The 19,492-nt window shown below is 49.9% G+C and carries 14 protein-coding genes and 1 tRNA gene; 13 read left to right on the forward strand and 2 right to left on the reverse strand.

Features of this window, described 5'->3' with window-relative positions:
• Positions 1-35 precede the first annotated feature (35 nt).
• The 10 genes from efeU to chbG all read left to right on the forward strand — a co-directional run bounded on the left by efeU (position 36) and on the right by chbG (position 10,464).
• Positions 36-869, forward strand: coding sequence for an iron uptake transporter permease EfeU (efeU, locus tag M2371_RS08515; protein ID WP_034494401.1), 834 nt, complete (start codon positions 36-38; stop codon positions 867-869).
• 33 nt (positions 870-902) lie between these two features.
• Positions 903-2,027 (forward strand): iron uptake system protein EfeO, encoded by a 1,125-nt coding sequence (efeO, locus tag M2371_RS08520; protein WP_172894940.1) that lies wholly within the window; start codon positions 903-905, stop codon positions 2,025-2,027.
• 18 nt (positions 2,028-2,045) lie between these two features.
• Positions 2,046-3,329 (forward strand): iron uptake transporter deferrochelatase/peroxidase subunit, encoded by a 1,284-nt coding sequence (gene efeB, locus M2371_RS08525; RefSeq protein WP_259267460.1) that lies wholly within the window; start codon positions 2,046-2,048, stop codon positions 3,327-3,329.
• Between the two features lie 660 nt (positions 3,330-3,989).
• Positions 3,990-4,778, forward strand: coding sequence for a phosphate starvation-inducible protein PhoH (gene phoH, locus M2371_RS08530; protein ID WP_034494406.1), 789 nt, complete (start codon positions 3,990-3,992; stop codon positions 4,776-4,778).
• 262 nt (positions 4,779-5,040) lie between these two features.
• Positions 5,041-5,367 carry a PTS sugar transporter subunit IIB gene (locus tag M2371_RS08535; protein ID WP_172894937.1) on the forward strand — a complete coding sequence of 109 codons (327 nt, stop codon included), beginning with the start codon at positions 5,041-5,043 and terminating at the stop codon, positions 5,365-5,367.
• 86 nt (positions 5,368-5,453) lie between these two features.
• Entirely contained in the window at positions 5,454-6,812 is a 1,359-nt protein-coding gene (gene chbC, locus M2371_RS08540; RefSeq protein ID WP_172894936.1) for a PTS N,N'-diacetylchitobiose transporter subunit IIC, read from the forward strand.
• A gap of 196 nt (positions 6,813-7,008) precedes the next feature.
• Complete coding sequence (chbA, locus tag M2371_RS08545) at positions 7,009-7,356, forward strand: PTS N,N'-diacetylchitobiose transporter subunit IIA (RefSeq protein ID WP_034494408.1); 348 nt, start codon at positions 7,009-7,011, stop codon at positions 7,354-7,356.
• Between the two features lie 12 nt (positions 7,357-7,368).
• Positions 7,369-8,205: a transcriptional regulator ChbR gene (gene chbR, locus M2371_RS08550; RefSeq protein ID WP_034494409.1), complete on the forward strand. Its 837-nt coding sequence runs from the start codon at positions 7,369-7,371 to the stop codon at positions 8,203-8,205.
• Between the two features lie 109 nt (positions 8,206-8,314).
• Complete coding sequence (locus M2371_RS08555; RefSeq protein WP_034494411.1) at positions 8,315-9,658, forward strand: 6-phospho-beta-glucosidase; 1,344 nt, start codon at positions 8,315-8,317, stop codon at positions 9,656-9,658.
• A gap of 44 nt (positions 9,659-9,702) precedes the next feature.
• A complete protein-coding gene (gene chbG / locus M2371_RS08560; RefSeq protein WP_259267461.1) occupies positions 9,703-10,464 on the forward strand; it encodes a chitin disaccharide deacetylase in 762 nt (253 codons plus the stop codon).
• Between the two features lie 91 nt (positions 10,465-10,555).
• Here the strand turns inward: chbG and M2371_RS08565 are convergent, their stop codons facing one another.
• Positions 10,556-11,173 carry a TetR family transcriptional regulator gene (locus M2371_RS08565; RefSeq protein WP_172894932.1) on the reverse strand — a complete coding sequence of 206 codons (618 nt, stop codon included), beginning with the start codon at positions 11,171-11,173 and terminating at the stop codon, positions 10,556-10,558.
• 246 nt (positions 11,174-11,419) lie between these two features.
• On the opposite strand from M2371_RS08565, the gene M2371_RS08570 reads away from it, so the two are divergent.
• The 3 genes from M2371_RS08570 (at position 11,420) to M2371_RS08580 (ending at position 18,888) form a co-directional block, all read left to right on the forward strand.
• Positions 11,420-14,530, forward strand: coding sequence for an efflux RND transporter permease subunit (locus tag M2371_RS08570; RefSeq protein WP_259267462.1), 3,111 nt, complete (start codon positions 11,420-11,422; stop codon positions 14,528-14,530).
• Between the two features lie 76 nt (positions 14,531-14,606).
• Positions 14,607-15,761 (forward strand): efflux RND transporter periplasmic adaptor subunit, encoded by a 1,155-nt coding sequence (locus M2371_RS08575; protein WP_259267463.1) that lies wholly within the window; start codon positions 14,607-14,609, stop codon positions 15,759-15,761.
• A gap of 13 nt (positions 15,762-15,774) precedes the next feature.
• Positions 15,775-18,888, forward strand: a complete 3,114-nt coding sequence (locus M2371_RS08580; protein WP_259267464.1) for an efflux RND transporter permease subunit — start codon at positions 15,775-15,777, stop codon at positions 18,886-18,888.
• Between the two features lie 199 nt (positions 18,889-19,087).
• Here M2371_RS08580 and M2371_RS08585 read toward each other — a convergent pair.
• A tRNA-Ser gene (locus M2371_RS08585) sits at positions 19,088-19,175 on the reverse strand.
• Between the last annotated feature and the right edge of the window lie 317 nt (positions 19,176-19,492).

A 19,492-nucleotide genomic window follows, 5' to 3' on the forward strand; every position in this document is an offset into this window, starting at 1 on the left:
TCTTTTGACCTGAGTTCACAGTTGGGGTGTCAGGAATGTTTGTTCCGTTTCTCATAATGTTACGCGAAGGCCTGGAGGCCGCGCTGATTGTTAGCTTAATTGCGAGCTACCTCAAGCGTACACAACGCGGCCAGTGGATTGGTGTGATGTGGATTGGCGTTGTGGCGGCAGCCGCGCTCTGCCTGGGCCTGGGTATTTTCATTAATGAAACCACTGGTGAATTTCCGCAAAAAGAACAGGAGCTGTTCGAAGGCATCGTGGCGGTTATCGCTGTCTTCATTTTGACCTGGATGGTGTTCTGGATGCGCAAAGTGTCGCGCAACGTAAAGGGGCAGCTAGAACAGAAAGTTGACGAGGCACTGCACAGCAAAGGCAACCACGGCTGGGCGCTGATTTTAATGGTGTTCTTCGCCGTCGCGCGTGAAGGCCTCGAGTCCGTATTCTTCTTGCTGGCAGCGTTCCAGCAGGATGTCGGCATCATGCCGCCGCTTGGCGCAATGCTCGGTTTGGGCACCGCTATCGTGCTTGGTTTCTTGCTTTACTGGGGCGGTATTCGCCTGAATCTGGCTGTGTTCTTTAAATGGACCAGCCTGTTTATTTTGCTGGTGGCAGCAGGGCTTGCGGCGGGAGCGGTTCGTGCGTTCCACGAAGCGGGGCTCTGGAACCACTTCCAGGATATTGCATTTGATCTCAGTAATGTTCTTTCAACGCATTCCCTGACCGGAACGCTGCTCGAAGGTATTTTTGGTTACCAGGAGACGCCGACAGTTAGCGAAGTGGCGATGTACTTTATTTACCTGATTCCGGCGCTGGTGCTGTTCTGCATTCCTCCGCGCATGAACACTCAGGCAACAAATAACGTTCGTTAGTTACAACATACTAATTTTTGAAAGGGATTGGCCATGACTACACATTTTCGTCGTAAGGCTTTGCACGCAGCGCTGTTCGCGTTCGCTTCTTCTGCTTTCGCGGCACAAGCCGCTGATGTTCCTCAGGTAAAAGTGACTGTCACCGATAAACAGTGCGAACCGATGAACATTACGGTTAATGCCGGGAAAACCCAGTTCATCATTCAAAACAACAGCCAGAAAGCACTGGAGTGGGAAATTCTTAAAGGTGTGATGGTGGTTGAAGAGCGCGAAAATATCGCCCCTGGTTTCTCGCAGAAAATGACCGCAAACCTGCAAGCGGGCGAATACGATATGACCTGCGGCTTGTTAAGCAACCCGAAAGGCAAACTTATTGTTAAAGCGGCAGGGGAGCAGACAGCACCGAAGAACGATCTGATGGCACTGGCTGGCCCGATCACCGAATACAAAGCGTATGTCACCGCACAAGTTGCCGAGCTAGTGAAAGGCACCAAAGCGTTTACTGACGCAGTAAAAGCGGGCGATGTCGAAAAAGCCAAATCCTTGTATGCCCCAACGCGCCAGTACTACGAGCGTATTGAGCCGATTGCGGAACTGTTCTCTGACCTCGACGGCAGCATTGACGCCCGTGAAGATGATTACGAGCAGAAAGCTAACGATCCAAAATTCACCGGTTTCCACCGTCTTGAAAAAGCGCTGTTTGCGGATAACACCACCAAAGGCATGGAAAAATATGCCGAGCAACTGAATACCGACGTGCTGGATTTGCAGACGCGCATCTCTGAACTCGCATTCCCACCGAGTAAAGTAGTGGGCGGCGCGGCAGGCCTGATTGAAGAAGTTGCGGCGAGCAAAATCAGCGGTGAAGAAGACCGTTACAGCCACACCGACCTGTGGGACTTCCAGGCAAACGTCGATGGTGCACAGAAAATCGTTAATCTTCTGCGTCCGTTGCTGACCAAAGATAACGCGCCGTTGCTGGCGAAAGTGGATGCCAACTTCAAGAAAGTGGACACCATTCTGGCAAAATATCGCACCAAAGATGGCTTCGAGACTTACGACAAACTGACTGATGCCGATCGTAATGCTCTGAAAGGGCCGGTAACGGCGCTGGCGGAAGACCTGTCTCAACTGCGCGGCGTTCTGGGTCTGGACTAGGTTTCGGGATAACGTTTTATGGAAGATAAAAACAAAAACGGCGGGCATATTCCGGCTCGCCGTCGGTTGCTGAAAGGTTTGGGCGCGTTCGGTGGCGCCCTCGCCGTTGCGGGCGGTTGCCCGGTGGCGCACGCGGCAAAACAAGAAACCTCGCCAGGCACTTTGCCGCCAGACGCTCGCATGGAAAAACAGCCGTTTTACGGTGTTCATCAGGCGGGCGTGTTAACACCTCAACAAGCGGCCATGATGCTGGTGGCGTTTGATGTGTTAGCTAGTGATAAAGCCGATCTTGAGCGCTTATTCAAATTGCTGACGGCGCGGTTTGACTTCCTCACCACCGGAGGCCCGGCACCGGATACGCCCAATCCGCGCATGCCACCGATGGACTCCGGGATTCTGGGGGCGGAAATTTACCCTGATAACCTGACGATTACGTTGGCCACAGGCACTTCATTGTTTGACGAGCGCTTCGGTTTGCAGGGGCAAAAGCCTGCAAAACTGCAAAAAATGGAACGCTTCTCTAACGACTCGCTGGATGCCAGCCTGTGCCACGGTGATTTGCTGCTCCAGATTTGTGCCAATACCGCCGACACGGTGATTCATGCGTTGCGTGACATCATCAAACACACGCCAGATTTGCTTAGCGTGCGCTGGAAGCGGGAAGGGTTTATCTCTAACCACGCGGCGCGTTCGCGCGGCAAAGAGACGCCTATCAACCTGTTGGGCTTTAAAGACGGTACGGCGAACCCAAACAGCGAAGATAAACCGCTGATGGATGAAGTAGTTTGGGTGACGGAAAATCAACAAGAACCCGCATGGACAGTGGGTGGCAGCTATCAGGCCGTGCGCATTATCCAGTTCCATGTTGAGTCCTGGGATCGGACACCACTCAAAGAGCAACAGACTATTTTTGGCCGCGATAAACACTCTGGCGCGCCGCTTGGCATGAAGAATGAGCACGACGAGCCGGATTATGCAGCCGATCCTGACGGTAATGTGATTGCGCTGGATGCTCATATTCGCCTGGCGAACCCGCGCACCAAAGAGACGCAATCCAATCTGATGATGCGCCGGGGCTATAGCTATTCGCTGGGGGTTTCCAAATCCGGGCAACTGGATATGGGGCTGTTGTTTGTCTGCTTCCAGCATGATCTTGAGAAAGGTTTTCTGGCGGTGCAGCAACGGTTAAACGGCGAGGCGCTGGAGGAGTATGTGAAGCCCATCGGCGGCGGGTATTTCTTCGTGATGCCAGGCGCTCGGGATAAGCAGCACTATTTAGGGCAGGGGCTGATTGAGGCCTGATCTGTCGTTTGGTAACCACCCTCATCCTAACCTTCTCCCTGAGGGAGAAGGGACTGTCCGGTTTTCTCTCTCTCATGGGGGAGAGGGGACTGCCCGGTTTCTCCCTCTCCTGGGGGAGAGGGCTGGGGTGAGGGCAATCCTTCCCCTGCTAATTTTTCATTTGCTAACAATTTGCCTGCCAGGTATTCATTCAATTTCTCTATGGCTAGCCCTTTGATATAAAAGTGTAATATTTTTATGTCATAAACAGGGTGAGCGCGTGACGGAACGCGAATGTTGAATTAAAGTAAAATAAGTGTTGCATTTAAGATAAAATTTGATGTACTTAAAGCACGAGCGGTAGTTCCCGGCTGTGAATTTAAATCACATTGGAGATCGCGAATGGTAGGGTCCTGTACCGGACGATTGAACAAACTTCTTACCCGCACTATCCAGCGCGGAGGTGTCTCCTCCGGCTTCGCTATCTTCACCGCTAAAAAACCTAATCCTTTAACAACTCAATGTATTAACGATGCGCTAAGCGGCGTAACTCGTCTAACTGGTGCATCCTCTCAACCGGCAGTTCCTGGCTTAAAAGGAAGCCAAACCTCATCCGTTAGTGAACATAATCGCGCCCAATGTCGTGACGCGGGAAATGAAACCAACTGTAAGGTGCCATCCATGGGAAGACAGAAAGCAGTGATCAAAGCTCGTCGTGAAGCAAAACGTGTGCTGAGACGGGATTCGCGTAGCCACAAGCAACGCGAAGAGGAATCGGTCACATCGCTTGTGCAGATGAGCGGCGTTGAATCTATCGGCATGGCCAGGGATTGCCGTGATAATTCACCAATAGCGGCGCGAAATGAGGCTCAACAGCACTATCTTAATGCCATCGAGAAAAAGCAGCTGATCTTTGCCACGGGCGAAGCCGGTTGCGGCAAGACATATATCAGTGCGGCGAAAGCCGCTGAGGCCCTGATACATAAGGATGTCGACAGGATAATTGTTACCCGCCCGGTCCTGCAAGCTGACGAAGATCTCGGCTTCTTGCCCGGGGATATTTCGGAAAAATTCGCCCCTTATTTCCGCCCGGTGTATGACATCCTGGTGCGACGTTTAGGGTCGTCTTTCATGCAGTATTGTCTGCGTCCCGAAATCGGCAAAGTAGAGATTGCGCCGTTCGCCTATATGCGCGGACGTACCTTCGAAAATGCGGTGGTTATTCTTGATGAGGCGCAGAACGTCACCGCAGCGCAAATGAAAATGTTTTTAACGCGCCTTGGGGAAAACGTGACGGTGATCGTCAATGGCGATATCACACAATGTGATTTGCCACGGGGTGTTCAGTCCGGTCTGAGCGATGCTCTGCAACGTTTTGAAGAAGATGAAATGGTGGGTGTGATTCGTTTTGGCAAGCAAGATTGTGTACGCTCAGCCCTTTGCCAGCGCACGTTGAATGCCTACGACTGATTTCTGGTGTCATTGAATTGTAAAGCCCAAACACTGTTTGGGCTTTTTTCTTTGCGCGAATTATTTACCCAAAATGTGAAGGGTATCAAAACGGATGGTCAAGGAGAGACAATTTCAAGTCCTGCGTTATTATTCCCCGCCAGATTGTTGCCGTATACTTCTTTCAACCAGAAACAATCAGAACTTTCCAATCAGTCCCTTTTGCAGGCGTGGGTTGTGCTGATATCCGACATGCAGGCTGTTGCAACGTGAGGAATTTATTATGACGACTAAAAGACGTATCTACCTATTTTGTTCTGCCGGAATGTCCACCTCATTACTGGTATCAAAAATGAAGGCGCAGGCAGAGAAGTATGAAGTACCGGTGATTATCGAAGCCTGGCCTGAAACGCTGGCTGCTGAAAAGGGCAAAGATGCGGATCTGGTATTACTTGGACCGCAAATCGCTTACATGCTGCCAGAAATTCAAAAAGTATTACCCGGCAAGCCGGTAGAAGTTATTGATTCGGCAATGTACGGCAAAATTGATGGGTTAGGCGTGCTGAAAGCAGCCGTCGCATCGATCAAGAAAGCAGCAGCAAGCAACTAACTTTTTATTTTGTTTTATTTTTCCGTCAAAGAACGACCTTACACAACCTGGCCGCAAGACTCTTGCGGCAATAAAGGAAATTACAAATGAGTAAAGTCATTGATTCACTTGAAAAGATATTGCTTCCTTTCGCAGTGAAAATTGGGAAGCAACCGCACGTCAACGCAATTAAAAATGGTTTCATCAAATTAATGCCATTGACACTTGCCGGTGCCATGTTTGTATTAATTAATAACGTATTTCTGAGTTTTGGCGCAGGTTCATTTTTCTATTCTTTAGGTATTCGTTTAGACCCCTCGACCATTGAAACCCTTAATGGGTTAAAAGCCATTGGCGGCAACGTATATAACGGTACGTTAGGTATTATGTCGCTAATGGCTCCTTTTTTCATTGGTATGGCACTTGCTGAAGAACGCAAAGTTGACCCACTGGCAGCCGGTTTATTATCCGTAGCGGCATTTATGACTGTTACTCCATATAGTGTTGGCGAAGCATATGCTGTCGGCGCTAACTGGTTAGGCGGTCAGAATATTATTTCCGGTATTGTTATTGGTCTGGTCGTCGCGGAATTATTTACTTTTGTTATCCGCCGCAACTGGGTTATTACTTTGCCAGATAGCGTACCGACTTCGGTTTCGCGTTCCTTCTCTGCATTAATTCCAGGTTTCCTTATCCTGTCTATTTTCGGGATTATTTCCTGGCTGCTGGCGAATCACGGTAGCAACTTCCACCAGATCATTATGGATTCCATTTCTACGCCGCTGGCGTCGATGGGTGCGGTAGTGGGTTGGGCGTACGTTATCTTCAACTCCCTGCTGTGGTTCTTCGGTGTGCATGGTTCACTGGCGCTGACCGCGCTGGACAACGGCATCATGACTCCGTGGGCGCTGGAAAACATTGCAATCTACAACCAGTACGGCTCTGTACAAGCGGCACTTGATGCGGGTAAACAGTTCCACTTCTGGGCGAAACCAATGCTCGACTCCTACATCCTGTTGGGTGGTTCTGGTGCGACGCTTGGCTTGATTATCGCAATCTTCATGGTTTCACGTCGTGCAGATCACCGTCAGGTGGCGAAACTGGCACTGCCTTCAGGCATCTTCCAGATTAACGAACCTATCCTGTTCGGTCTGCCAATCATCATGAACCCGGTTATGTTTATCCCGTTCGTACTGGTTCAGCCGATTCTGGCAGCCATCACGCTTGCGGCTTACTCTCTGGGGATTATTCCACCGGTCACAAACCTGGCTCCGTGGACTATGCCGACCGGCCTGGGCGCCTTCTTTAACAGTAATGGCAGTATCGCAGCTCTGTTAGTTGCACTGTTCAACCTGGGTGTCGCGACATGTGTCTACATCCCGTTCGTTATCCTGTCTAACAAAGCACAGGCTGTCATCGAAGAAGAAGAAAGCGAAGAAGATATTGCTAACGCACTGAAATTCTAATTTAAGTTCTGTACCCACAATAATTCGAGTTGCAGGAAGGCGGCAACGCAGTGAATCCCCAGGAGCTTACTTAAGTAAGTGACTGGGGTGAACGAGAAAGCCAACGCACATGCGGCTTGAAGTATGAAGGGTAGTAGTTTTGGTTGGGGATGGCCCCCTGTCCCCAACCACTTTAAATATACCGGGAGAGAATTTGATGTTTGATTTAGAAAACGTAGTCGATAACGAAGTCGATACTAACGATCTTGAAGAAGTGGTTATGGGTTTAATCATCAACTCAGGTCAGGCTCGCAGCCTTGCATACGGCGCACTGAAAATCGCTAAAACTGGCGATTTTGAAAAAGCCTGGGAGTTGATGGCCCAGTCGCGCGAAGCACTGAATGAAGCACACCTTGTGCAAACCAAACTGATTGAAGGTGACCAGGGCGAAGGCAAAACCAAAGTCAGCCTGGTGCTGGTCCATGCGCAAGACCATCTGATGACTTCTATGCTGGCGCGCGAGCTGGTGACAGAACTTATTGAGCTTCACGAAAAAATAAAATAAGTTGGAGTCCCTATGCAGCCACCGGTAATCAGTATGGAAATCAATACCGCTCGCGAGAGTCAACTTTTTGATGGTCAACATTTCCACATGTTCATCCACAACAAAGTCGAAAGTGTCTCCGGGTTGCACCAGCATGATTATTACGAATTCACGGTGGTGCTAACAGGACGTTATTACCAGGAAATCAACGGTAAACGTGTGCTGCTGGAAAGAGGGAGTTTTGTTTTCATCCCGCTCGGTTCTTACCATCAAAGTTTTTATGATTTTGGTGCGACCAGAATCCTGAATGTCGGTATCAGCAAGGCTTTCTTTGAACAGCATTATTTACCGTTATTTCCGGCTTGTTTTATTGCTTCACAGGTTTATCAGATTAAGAATGAATTTCTGACATATATCGAATCTGTGACGGCGTCATTAAATTTCCGTCAGGGGGAATTTAGTGAATTTCTTGAGATGGTGACGTTTTATATTGTGAATCGTCTGCGCCATCATAAAGAATCAGAATCAGGCGGAGATATTCCTGTCTGGCTTAAAAACACCGTCGAGCAGATGCATGGCAAGTCGATGTTTGGTGATAAAGCCTTAGTGAATATGGTGGAGCTATCCGGTAAGTCGCAAGAGTATTTAACGCGCGCCACGCAACGCCATTACAGCAAAACACCGATGCAAATTATCAATGAGATAAGAATTGATTTTGCCAAGAAACAACTGGAGATCACGAACTATTCTGTTACCGATATTGCTTTCGAGTCTGGTTACAGCAGTGCCAGTATGTTTATTAAAAACTTTAAGAAGTTAACTTCTTTTACACCGCAGCATTATCGGAAGCAGTTATACAGCATTAAGTGAGTTATTAAATATTCTGTAAATGTATTAGTGAGGGTTAAATATAATCCTCAATAATACATCTATATCGCTGTCTTAATTTACAGTGCAATAAACTTGTACCGGAGTCCTCATGAGTAAAAAATTGAAAGTCGTCACAATCGGTGGTGGTAGCAGCTATACACCTGAATTACTCGAAGGTTTTATTAAACGTTACGAAGAGTTGCCGATCACTGAATTATGGCTGGTTGATGTTGAAGCTGGAAAAGAGAAGCAAGATATTATCTTTGATCTTTGCTTACGCATGATTGAACGCGCGGCTGTGCCGATTGCACTGTATAAAACCCTCGATCGTCGCGAAGCACTGGTTGATGCCGATTTCGTTACCACGCAATTGCGTGTCGGGCAGTTGAAAGCTCGTGAACTTGATGAACGTATCCCGTTAAGTTACGGCTATTTGGGCCAGGAAACTAACGGTGCTGGCGGCTTATTCAAAGGCCTGCGTACTATTCCGGTGATTTTCGACATCATTAATGATGTGAAAGAAATCTGCCCAGACGCATGGGTTATCAACTTCACCAACCCGGCCGGTATGGTCACCGAGGCGGTTTATCGCCACACAGATTTCAAGAAGTTCATTGGCGTTTGTAACATCCCTGTGGGCATGAAAATGTTCATTAAAGATGTGCTGAAACTTGCCCCGACTGATGAACTGAATATCGACCTGTTCGGCCTGAACCACATGGTGTTCATCAAAGATGTCATCGTTAACGGAACCTCTCGTTTCGACGAGCTGCTTGATGGCGTTGCATCCGGCACGCTGACTGCGGGTTCGGTCAAAAACATCTTTGACTTGCCGTTCAGTGAAGGCCTGATCCGTTCCCTGCGTTTGCTGCCGTGCTCTTACTTGCTCTACTACTTCAAGCAAAAAGAGATGCTGGCTATTGAAATGGGTGAGTTCTATAAAGGTGGCGCCCGTGCAACGGTTGTTCAGAAAGTTGAGAAACAACTGTTCGAGCTTTACAAAGATCCTGCTTTGAACGTGAAACCAAAAGAGCTGGAACTGCGTGGCGGTGCTTACTACTCTGACGCAGCTTGCGAAGTCATCAGCGATATCTATAACGACAAGCAAAGCGAGCATTACGTTAACGTGCCGCATCATGGTCATGTAGATAATATTCCGGCAGACTGGGCGGTTGAAATGACCTGTACAATCGGTCGCGATGGTGCAACGCCAACTCCGCGCATTACCCATTTTGACGAAAAAGTGCTGGGCCTGATTTACACCATCAAAGGCTTTGAAGTTGCGGCAAGTGAAGCGGCTCTGAGCGGTAACTTTAACGATGTTCTGCTGGCGCTCAACTTAAGCCCGCTGATTCATTCTGATAAAGATGCAGAAAAAATTGCTCGCGACTTGCTGCTGGCACACGAAGCGAATCTGCCAAACTTCGCGCAGGCGATTGCTGCACTTAAATAACCGGAAGCCTTCCCTGCAAAGGGAAGGCACCTCGCGAGGCGACAATGGACAAGCTATTAATTGTTAACGCGGATGATTTTGGGCTATGTAAGGCACAGAATTACGGGATTATTGACGCATTTACCCACGGGGTTGTGACTTCGACCACCGCTATGGTTAACGCCTCAGGTATTGAGCATGCGGTGGCGCTGAGCGCGAAACATCCAGGTTTGGCGATTGGCATGCACTTTGTGTTGACGCTGGGTCGGCCTTTATCTGCTATGCCAGGTCTGGTGGATGATAAGGGTGAACTGGGTAAATGGATTTGGCAGCGCGCCGAAGAAGGCTCCCTGGTGCTGGCAGAAATTGAGCATGAGCTGGAATGCCAGTTTGCGAGATTTATCGAGTTGTTTGGCCGTATGCCAACCCATCTCGACAGCCATCACCACGTGCATATGATCCCGCAGATTTACCCTATCGTTGAAGCGTTTGCCAAAGAGAAGGGCGTGGCGATTCGTTTCGACTACGATGCCGCGTTACCAGCTGAGCTTGAATGTGTTGGTGTGAAGACAGCCGAAGGTTTCGATAGCGGCTTTTATGGCGATGCCATTTCCGAAGCGCTTTTCCTCGAAACCCTGGAAAGGTCAACAGCGCGCGGCGAGCAGTCACTCGAGATTATGTGTCACCCGTCATTTATTGATAACACGATACTCGCCAGCAAGTACTGTTACCCGCGTCTGGCGGAACTGGATGTGCTGACCTCGCCTTCGCTTAAATACGCGATTGCAGAGCGTGGATATCGCCTGGGAACGTTCAAAGATTTGTAATATTTGTAGGGTGGATGACGCCTGCGGCTTATCCACCCTACAAAACCTAAAAAGTTGGTCGTACAGAAGCGCCATCCGACATTCATCACCCTTACGCGGATTTTTTCAGCATCAAAATAAGATTATCCACCACTTCAGGAGCCTGCTCGTAAAGATTGAGATTTTCTGGCTGCATCAGCCAGTTTTTGACTATCCCACTCAGGTAACCGTGAATAATGGTTATCGTCAATTCGACATTGGTATTAACAGGGATTTGCCCTTTTGAAATACAATTGCGCAATAATTTTTTCATTCTTTCCCGATTAAACCAGTAACGCTCTCTTATTTCCCTCTCAGAATACATTTCCCCATTGAATTCGCACGTATGGTAAAGAATTTGTAGAAGTTCATGTTGTCGGCGATCTGTCGAAATGAATTTTAATGTCTCGATTATGATTTCACGCAATAGTTTTAAATCATTATCCGGGTTCTGGATTTTGAGTTTTCGCCTTATTTCCAAAGTGATACACGACTGAATATTCCAGATTTCATTAAACAGTGAAACCTTGCTGTCAAAGTGCCAGTAAATCGCACCGCGGGTCATGCCCGCTGCATCAGCGATGTCGGCAAGGGTGGTCGTGGAGACGCCATTTTTAGCAAATAGTGTGATTGCGACATCAATAAGATGCTGACGCGTTTTTAACGCATCGGCTTTTGTTTTTCGGGCCATAGGTAATTAACTCTTTATGGATATTAGTTACAAGAATTAACAGGTTTAAATATTATTTTTCTATTCTTGGTTCAATTAATAAAACCGAGAATTATTGTGTGCTTTAAATTTTTTGATGTCCAGTCCTGGAATATAAGATTATACATACAAGCATGAATCATTAATCGATAAAGCCTCTGTTAAGCTCCTCTTCTCTATATCCTTATATCCTTTACAGAGCTAGACCTTTAACAGGGAAATTTCTCCATGGCGAAGTTTTTTATCGAGCGCCCCATATTTGCCTGGGTGCTGGCCATCATTTTGATGTTGGCGGGGGTTCTGTCCATCATCAATTTGCCAGTGGCGCAGTACCCAACAATAGCCCCGCCAGCGGTAGCTATTAACGCAACCTATCCCGGTGCGGATGCCAGTACCGTCCAGGATACGGTGACGCAGGTTATCGAGCAAAATATGAATGGCCTTGATAACTTGATGTACATGTCCTCTACAAGCGATGCCTCAGGTAGTGTGACGGTCACGCTGACCTTTAAATCCGGCACCGATCCGGATATTGCTCAGGTTCAGGTGCAAAATAAACTTCAGCTCGCGATGCCTTTATTGCCGCAGGAAGTCCAGCAGCAGGGGATCAGTGTTAAGAAATCCTCCAGCAGTTTCCTGATGGTCGCCGGGTTTATCTCGCAAGATGGCAGCATGAGCCAGGAGGATATTGCCGACTATATTTCCTCGAATATCAAAGATCCTATCAGCCGGACGGCTGGCGTAGGTGATGTGCAGCTTTTTGGTGCACAGTATTCAATGCGTATCTGGCTTGATCCGATCCAACTGAACAAATATCAGCTCACAACGCTTGATGTCATTAACCAGATTAAAACCCAGAACGCGCAGGTCGCCGCCGGGCAACTTGGCGGTACTCCAGCCATTCCTGGCCAGCAACTCAATGCATCTATTATTGCCCAGACGCGCTTGCGTGACCCCGAGCAGTTTGGTCACATCCAGCTAAAAGTGAAACCAGACGGTGCGAAAGTCGAATTGCGCGATGTCGGGCGAATCGAATTGGGCGGTGAAAACTACAACGTTATTGCGCGCTACAACGGTAAACCCGCTGCTGGCCTGGGGATTAAATTAGCCACCGGTGCGAATGCGCTGGATACCGCCAAAGCGGTGCAGGCTCAGATGGCCAAACTCGAACCCTATTTCCCACACGGATTGACCGTGGTTTATACCTACGACACCACGCCGTTTGTCAAAATCTCTATTCGCGAAGTCTTCAAAACCTTGCTTGAGGCCATCGTGCTGGTTTTCCTGGTGATGTATCTGTTTTTACAGAACTTCCGCGCTACGTTAATTCCGACGATTGCCGTACCGGTAGTGTTACTGGGCACTTTCTCGATCCTCGCCGCCTTCGGCTATTCCATCAACACGCTCACGATGTTCGGCATGGTGCTGGCGATAGGCTTGCTGGTGGACGATGCCATTGTGGTGGTGGAAAACGTTGAGCGCGTGATGGTGGAAGAGGGGTTGTCGCCGAAAGAAGCCACGCAAAAATCAATGGGTCAAATTCAGGGGGCATTAGTCGGGATTGCGATGGTGCTGTCGGCGGTGTTTATTCCGATGGCATTTTTTGGCGGTTCTACCGGCGTAATCTACCGCCAGTTCTCGATAACTATCGTTTCTGCGATGGCGCTTTCGGTGCTGGTTGCGCTGATTCTGACGCCTGCACTTTGCGCGACCTTGCTCAAACCGGTGGCCAAAGGCAGCCACGGGAAAACCATCGGGCTGTTCGGCTGGTTTAACGCGCGTTTTGAACAAAGTACCCAACATTACACCGACAGCGTGAAGCAAATTCTGCGTCGCACTGGCCGTTATATGGTGCTTTATGTGCTGATTGTGGGCGGAATGGTGGCGCTATTCCTTCATTTACCCACCTCATTTTTACCGGAAGAAGATCAGGGCGTGTTCCTGACGATGGTCACGCTCCCTGCGGGAGCGACTCAGGCCAGAACTGAAAAAATCATGGACCAGATTACCGATTACTATCTGACCCATGAATCGGCAAACGTCGAATCCGTGTTTACCGTTAACGGCTTTAGCTTTAGCGGCAAGGGCCAGAATAACGGCCTGGCGTTTGTGCGTCTGAAAGACTGGGACAAGCGTCCGGGGAAAGAGAATGAAGTGACCGCGATTGTAGGGCGTGCCACCCGCGCGTTTAGCAAAATTCACGATGGCATGGTCTTCGCGTTCAACCTGCCTGCCATTACCGAGCTGGGCACGGCAACGGGCTTTGATTTTGAGTTAATCGACCAGGCGAGCCTTGGGCACAATGCCCTGACAAAGGCGAGAAATCAGTTACTGGGGATGATTTCAAAACGCCCGGATATGCTGGTGCGGGTGCGTCCGAACGGCCTCGAAGACACACCGCAATTCAAGCTGGAAGTGGATCAGGAAAAAGCGCAGTCACTGGGCGTGAGCATTTCTGATATTAACCAGACTATTGCTACCGGCCTGGGTAGCACCTACGTCAACGACTTCATTGACCACGGACGAGTGAAAAAAGTCTATCTGCAGGGCCGGGCGTCCAGCCGCATGTTGCCGCAGGATATTAACAGTTGGTATGTGCGCGGCAGTAGCGGGCAAATGGTGCCGTTTTCATCCTTTGCCAGTGCTCGTTGGATTTACGGTTCCCCGCGCCTGGAGCGTTATAACGGCCTGCCGTCCATGGAAATCCTCGGTGAAGCGACGCCGGGTAAAAGTACCGGTGAAGCCATGTTGCTAATGGAAGATCTGGCGACGAAATTGCCGAGCGGAATTGGTTTCGACTGGACAGGCATGTCTTATCAGGAGCGTTTATCCGGCAACCAGGCCCCAGCCCTTTACGCCATCTCTTTGCTGGTCGTTTTCTTATGTCTGGCGGCCCTTTATGAAAGCTGGTCCATTCCTTTCTCGGTCATGCTGGTGGTGCCGCTTGGCGTCATCGGAGCGCTGCTTGCCGCCACATTGCGCGGATTAAATAACGACGTTTATTTCCAGGTTGGACTCCTGACCACCATTGGCCTGTCGGCCAAAAACGCCATTTTGATTGTCGAGTTCGCCAAAGACCTGATGGACAAAGAAGACAAAGGATTAATCGAGGCAACGCTCGATGCGGTGCGCATGCGTTTGCGTCCGATTCTGATGACGTCCCTGGCCTTTATTCTCGGCGTAATGCCGTTAGTCATCAGCAGCGGAGCGGGGAGTGGCGCGCAAAATGCCGTGGGTACGGGCGTGATGGGCGGGATGGTTTCCGCCACGCTCCTGGCGGTCTTTTTTGTTCCGGTGTTCTTTGTGGTCATCAGCCGCCGTTTTGGAAAATCGAAATAACAGGAATTCGCCGCCGGTGGAATGCGTCTGACGGCGACAAATCTTTACTTTAAGAATCAAGCTTTAAGGAATAGTAATGAAGAAATATGGTGAGTTCATCCTGCTGCCTTCCGTGCTGTTGTTAGCGGCGGGTGTATTAACGGGTTGTAATGATAAAGGCGACGAAAAGGCAGCATTGCCTGCGCCTCAGGTCAATGTGTATACCGTTACAGCCGCGCCGTTAGCGGTGACGACTGAACTTCCAGGACGCACCGATGCCTTCCGTGTGGCAGAAGTTCGCCCACAGGTCAGCGGTATTATTCTGAAGCGCAATTTTGTTGAAGGCAGCGATATTCAAGCGGGAAGTTCGCTCTATCAAATTGACCCGGCACCTTATCAGGCCGCATGGAACAGTGCGCAAGGCGCGCTGGCTAAAGCTAAAGCGGCTGCGAATATCGCGCATTTAACGGTGAAACGTTACGTACCGCTGCTCGGGACAAATTACATCAGCAAACAAGAATACGACCAGGCCGTTGCGAATGCCCAGCAGGCCGATGCAGAAGTCACTGCGGCAAAAGCTGAAGTGGAAAATGCGCGCATTAATTTGGCCTACACCAAAGTCAGTTCGCCAATCGACGGGCGCATCGGTAAATCGAATGTCACCGAAGGGGCGTTAGTGACTAACGGCCAGACTTCATCAATGGCAACGGTGCAACAGCTCGACCCGATTTACGTCGATGTCACCCAATCCAGCAATGATTTTATGCAACTCAAACAGTCGGTTGAGCAGGGAAGTCTGAAAAAGGCGAATGGCAAAACCGCAGTGCAACTGATGATGGAAGATGGCCAGCCTTACGCATTAAACGGTGAGCTGGAGTTTTCTGATGTGACGGTCGATCAGACAACCGGTTCTATCACTTTGCGTGCCGTGTTCCCCAACCCGCAGCACCAGTTGCTGCCGGGGATGTATGTGCGCGCGAAAATTGACGAGGGCATTCAACCTGAAGCGATTTTAGTGCCGCAGCAAGGTGTGACGCGTAACCCACGTGGAGATGCAACGGTGATGGTGGTTGATCAAAACAACAAAGCCGAAGTCCGTGAAGTGACTGCACCGCAGGCGATTGGCGATAAATGGCTGGTGACGAAAGGCGTTAAACCGGGTGACAAAGTGATTGTCAGCGGGCTTCAGCGCGTTCGTCCTGGGGTTGCTGTACAGATAGTGCCGGATAGCGCTGCCGCTCAAACCCGCTAAGGTATCCTGGATAATGGCTAAGTTCTTTATTGAAAGACCTATCTTTGCCTGGGTGTTGGCGATCATCCTGATGATTGCCGGTGCGCTGGCAATCCTGCAACTTCCTGTCGCACAGTATCCGACTATTGCACCTCCTGCCGTCGCAGTGACGGCAACGTATCCTGGTGCTGATGCGCAGACGGTTCAGGACACCGTGACGCAGGTTATCGAACAGAACATGAACGGCATCGATAACCTGATGTATATGTCTTCCACCAGTGATTCCGCCGGCGGCGTGACCATCACTTTGACCTTTAAATCAGGCACCAGCCCGGATATTGCACAGGTTCAGGTGCAGAACAAACTGCAACTAGCGATGCCGCTATTACCGCAAGAGGTGCAGCAGCAGGGGATTAGCGTTGAAAAATCCTCCAGTAGTTTCTTACTGGTTGCCGGATTCATCTCCGATAACCCGGCGCTGACGCAGGATGATATTTCCGATTACGTGGCATCAAATATTAAAGATTCCATTAGCCGTACCAACGGCGTGGGGGATGTTCAACTGTTCGGTGCGCAGTACGCCATGCGTATATGGTTGAATGCGGATGCGTTGAACAAGTATCAACTTAATCCGGGCGATGTCATTACGCAGCTAAAAATGCAGAACGACCAGGTCGCTGCTGGCCAACTCGGCGGTACGCCAGCGGTTAAAAACCAGCAGCTTAACGCTTCGATCATTGCCCAGACGCGTTTACGCGACCCCGCAGAATTTGGCAAAGTGACGCTGAAAGTGAACCCAGATGGCTCCGTGGTGCATTTAAGCGACGTGGCGCGTATTGAGTTAGGAGGGGAAAACTACAATACGGTGGCGAAAATTAATGGTCAGGCCGCAGCAGGTCTGGGGATTAAGCTTGCCACTGGCGCAAACGCGCTGGATACCGCAGCAGGTATCAAGGCAAAATTGGCTTCACTGCAACCTTATTTCCCGCAGGGAATGAAGGTGGTTTACCCATACGACACCACGCCGTTTGTCAAAATATCGATTCATGAAGTGGTGAAAACGCTGTTTGAGGCCATCATCCTGGTGTTCCTGGTGATGTACCTGTTCTTGCAGAATTTCCGTGCGACGCTGATCCCGACTATTGCGGTGCCGGTGGTTTTGCTTGGAACCTTTGCCGTACTTTCTGCGTTTGGCTATTCGATCAACACATTAACCATGTTTGGCATGGTGCTGGCGATAGGCCTGCTGGTTGATGATGCGATTGTGGTGGTGGAAAACGTTGAACGTGTGATGGCCGAAGACCATCTCTCGCCAAAAGAAGCCACCAAAAAATCAATGGGCCAAATTCAGGGAGCCTTAGTGGGTATCGCCATGGTGCTCTCGGCGGTATTTATACCGATGGCTTTCTTTGGCGGCTCGACAGGGGCCATTTACCGCCAATTCTCGATAACCATCGTTTCGGCGATGGCGCTCTCGGTGCTGGTGGCGTTGATCCTGACTCCCGCGCTGTGCGCGACGTTGCTAAAACCTGTCGATCCGCAGGCGCATGAAAAAACGGGTTTCTTTGGCTGGTTTAACAAAAAATTCAACCAAAGCGCGCATCACTATACAGATAGTGTCAGCAATATTTTGCGTAGTACCGGGCGTTACTTGCTGCTGTATCTGATCATTGTGGTCGGAATGGCGGTGCTATTTTTGCGTTTACCGACCTCATTCCTGCCCGAAGAAGATCAGGGTGTGTTTATGACCATGGTGCAATTGCCTGCGGGGGCGACGCAGGAACGGACGCAAAAAGTGCTCGACGAGATATCGCATTACTATCTCAACACTGAAAAAGCGAATGTCGAATCGGTATTTACGGTTAACGGCTTTAGTTATAGCGGGCAGGGGCAAAACTCCGGGATTGCCTTTATTAGCTTGAAACCGTGGGAAGAGCGCGCAGGCAAGGAGAATGGCGTCGGTGTCATTGTTGAGCGAGCAACTAAAGCTTTCGGTAAAATTCGCGATGGGCTGATATTCCCGTTTAACTTACCGGCGATTATCGAGTTAGGGACGGCTACTGGCTTCGACTTTGAATTGATCGACCAGGCAAACCTGGGGCATCAACAATTGACTCTCGCACGTAATCAACTGATGGGGATGGTGGCAAAACACCCAGATATGTTGACGCGTGTGCGCCCGAATGGTCTGGAAGACACGCCGCAGTACAAGCTCGAAATCGACCAGGAAAAAGCGCAATCTCTTGGCATTAGCCTTGCTGATATCAACCAGACGATTGCCAGCGCATTGGGCGGCACTTACGTGAACGACTTTATCGACCACGGCCGCGTGAAGAAAGTGTATGTCCAGGCGGATGCGCGTTTCCGCATGCTGCCGCAGGATATTGATAATCTGTTCGTTCGCGGTAGCAACGGGCAAATGGCACCGCTTTCAGCATTTTCATCGTCACACTGGATGTACGGTTCGCCACGTCTTGAACGCTATAACGGTTTGCCTTCTATGGAACTGTTGGGCGAAGCGGCGCCGGGGAAAAGTACCGGTGAGGCGATGGTGCTGATGGAACAGCTGGCGTCGAAACTGCCGTCCGGGATTGGTTACGACTGGACGGGAATGTCCTATCAGGAACGGCTTTCCGGGAACCAGGCGCCTGCACTGTACGCTATCTCTTTAGTTGTGGTGTTCTTGTGTCTGGCAGCGCTTTATGAAAGCTGGTCGATACCGTTCTCGGTCATGCTGGTGGTGCCGCTCGGTGTGGTGGGAGCGCTATTAGCGGCGGCGATGCGTGGAATGAACAATGACGTTTACTTCCAGGTGGGGCTGCTGACGACCATCGGCTTATCGGCTAAAAACGCGATACTGATCGTCGAATTTGCCAAAGATCTGATGGAGAAAGAAGGCAAAGGCTTGATTGAAGCCACGCTCGATGCGGTGCGTATGCGTTTGCGTCCAATACTGATGACTTCACTGGCATTTATTCTGGGTGTCATGCCGCTGGTTTTAAGCAGTGGGGCAGGCAGTGGCGCGCAGAACGCAGTGGGAACCGGTGTAATGGGCGGGATGCTCTCGGCAACCTTACTCGCCATCTTCTTTGTGCCGGTCTTCTTTGTGGTGATACGAGAGCGATTTAGCAAACGTAAGCCAGAATAAATCTGACATGCCCGAACTTAGGTTCGGGTTTTTTTTGCAGATCGTGGGTACAAATGGTGGATGACGCTATCGCTTATCCACCCTACAAAACAGTCTGGAACCGAGTAGGTCGGATAAGCGCAGCGTCATTCGACAAGAAGTACACAAATTACAGACGAAAAAAAAGTCTGAACGTGAGTTCAGACTTTCTCTTTAAATATGGCGGTGAGAGAGGGGTTCGAACCCTCGATACGTTGCCGTATACACACTTTCCAGGCGTGCTCCTTCAGCCACTCGGACACCTCACCGTATTGTTTTTGTTGCCAACTTCAGGGGGCAACGGGGCGCTACTATAGGGATTGAACCGCATTCGGTCAAGTTTAATCTTCTGTTTGCGTACCGTTTGGTCAAGCTATGAACGATGCCAGATTTAAGGCAAAAAAAAGTCTGAACGTGAATTCAGACTTTCTCTTTAAATATGGCGGTGAGAGAGGGGCTGACTGCGCTGCGCTTGCCCTGCGGGCGTCATGGTCGTGAACGCCCCTGACGTCCAAATGCTAAAGCATTTGTCAAACCTCGGGTCGAGGGTTCTCACCCGTCTCTCTACGGGTTACGGGCGAAAAAA

The sequence above is a fragment of the Buttiauxella sp. BIGb0471 genome, assembly GCF_024807715.1.
Classification (GTDB): domain Bacteria; phylum Pseudomonadota; class Gammaproteobacteria; order Enterobacterales; family Enterobacteriaceae; genus Buttiauxella; species Buttiauxella agrestis.

Excerpts from the sequence above, each read along its gene's own strand:
- efeU (WP_034494401.1), top strand. The coding sequence starts at position 36 with ATGTTTGTTCCGTTTCTCATAATGTTACGCGAAGGCCTGGAGGCCGCG.
- efeO (WP_172894940.1), top strand. The coding sequence starts at position 903 with ATGACTACACATTTTCGTCGTAAGGCTTTGCACGCAGCGCTGTTCGCG.
- efeB (WP_259267460.1), top strand. The coding sequence starts at position 2,046 with ATGGAAGATAAAAACAAAAACGGCGGGCATATTCCGGCTCGCCGTCGG.
- phoH (WP_034494406.1), top strand. The coding sequence starts at position 3,990 with ATGGGAAGACAGAAAGCAGTGATCAAAGCTCGTCGTGAAGCAAAACGT.
- M2371_RS08535 (WP_172894937.1), top strand. The coding sequence starts at position 5,041 with ATGACGACTAAAAGACGTATCTACCTATTTTGTTCTGCCGGAATGTCC.
- chbC (WP_172894936.1), top strand. The coding sequence starts at position 5,454 with ATGAGTAAAGTCATTGATTCACTTGAAAAGATATTGCTTCCTTTCGCA.
- chbA (WP_034494408.1), top strand. The coding sequence starts at position 7,009 with ATGTTTGATTTAGAAAACGTAGTCGATAACGAAGTCGATACTAACGAT.
- chbR (WP_034494409.1), top strand. The coding sequence starts at position 7,369 with ATGCAGCCACCGGTAATCAGTATGGAAATCAATACCGCTCGCGAGAGT.
- M2371_RS08555 (WP_034494411.1), top strand. The coding sequence starts at position 8,315 with ATGAGTAAAAAATTGAAAGTCGTCACAATCGGTGGTGGTAGCAGCTAT.
- chbG (WP_259267461.1), top strand. The coding sequence starts at position 9,703 with ATGGACAAGCTATTAATTGTTAACGCGGATGATTTTGGGCTATGTAAG.
- M2371_RS08565 (WP_172894932.1), bottom strand. The coding sequence starts at position 11,173 with ATGGCCCGAAAAACAAAAGCCGATGCGTTAAAAACGCGTCAGCATCTT.
- M2371_RS08570 (WP_259267462.1), top strand. The coding sequence starts at position 11,420 with ATGGCGAAGTTTTTTATCGAGCGCCCCATATTTGCCTGGGTGCTGGCC.
- M2371_RS08575 (WP_259267463.1), top strand. The coding sequence starts at position 14,607 with ATGAAGAAATATGGTGAGTTCATCCTGCTGCCTTCCGTGCTGTTGTTA.
- M2371_RS08580 (WP_259267464.1), top strand. The coding sequence starts at position 15,775 with ATGGCTAAGTTCTTTATTGAAAGACCTATCTTTGCCTGGGTGTTGGCG.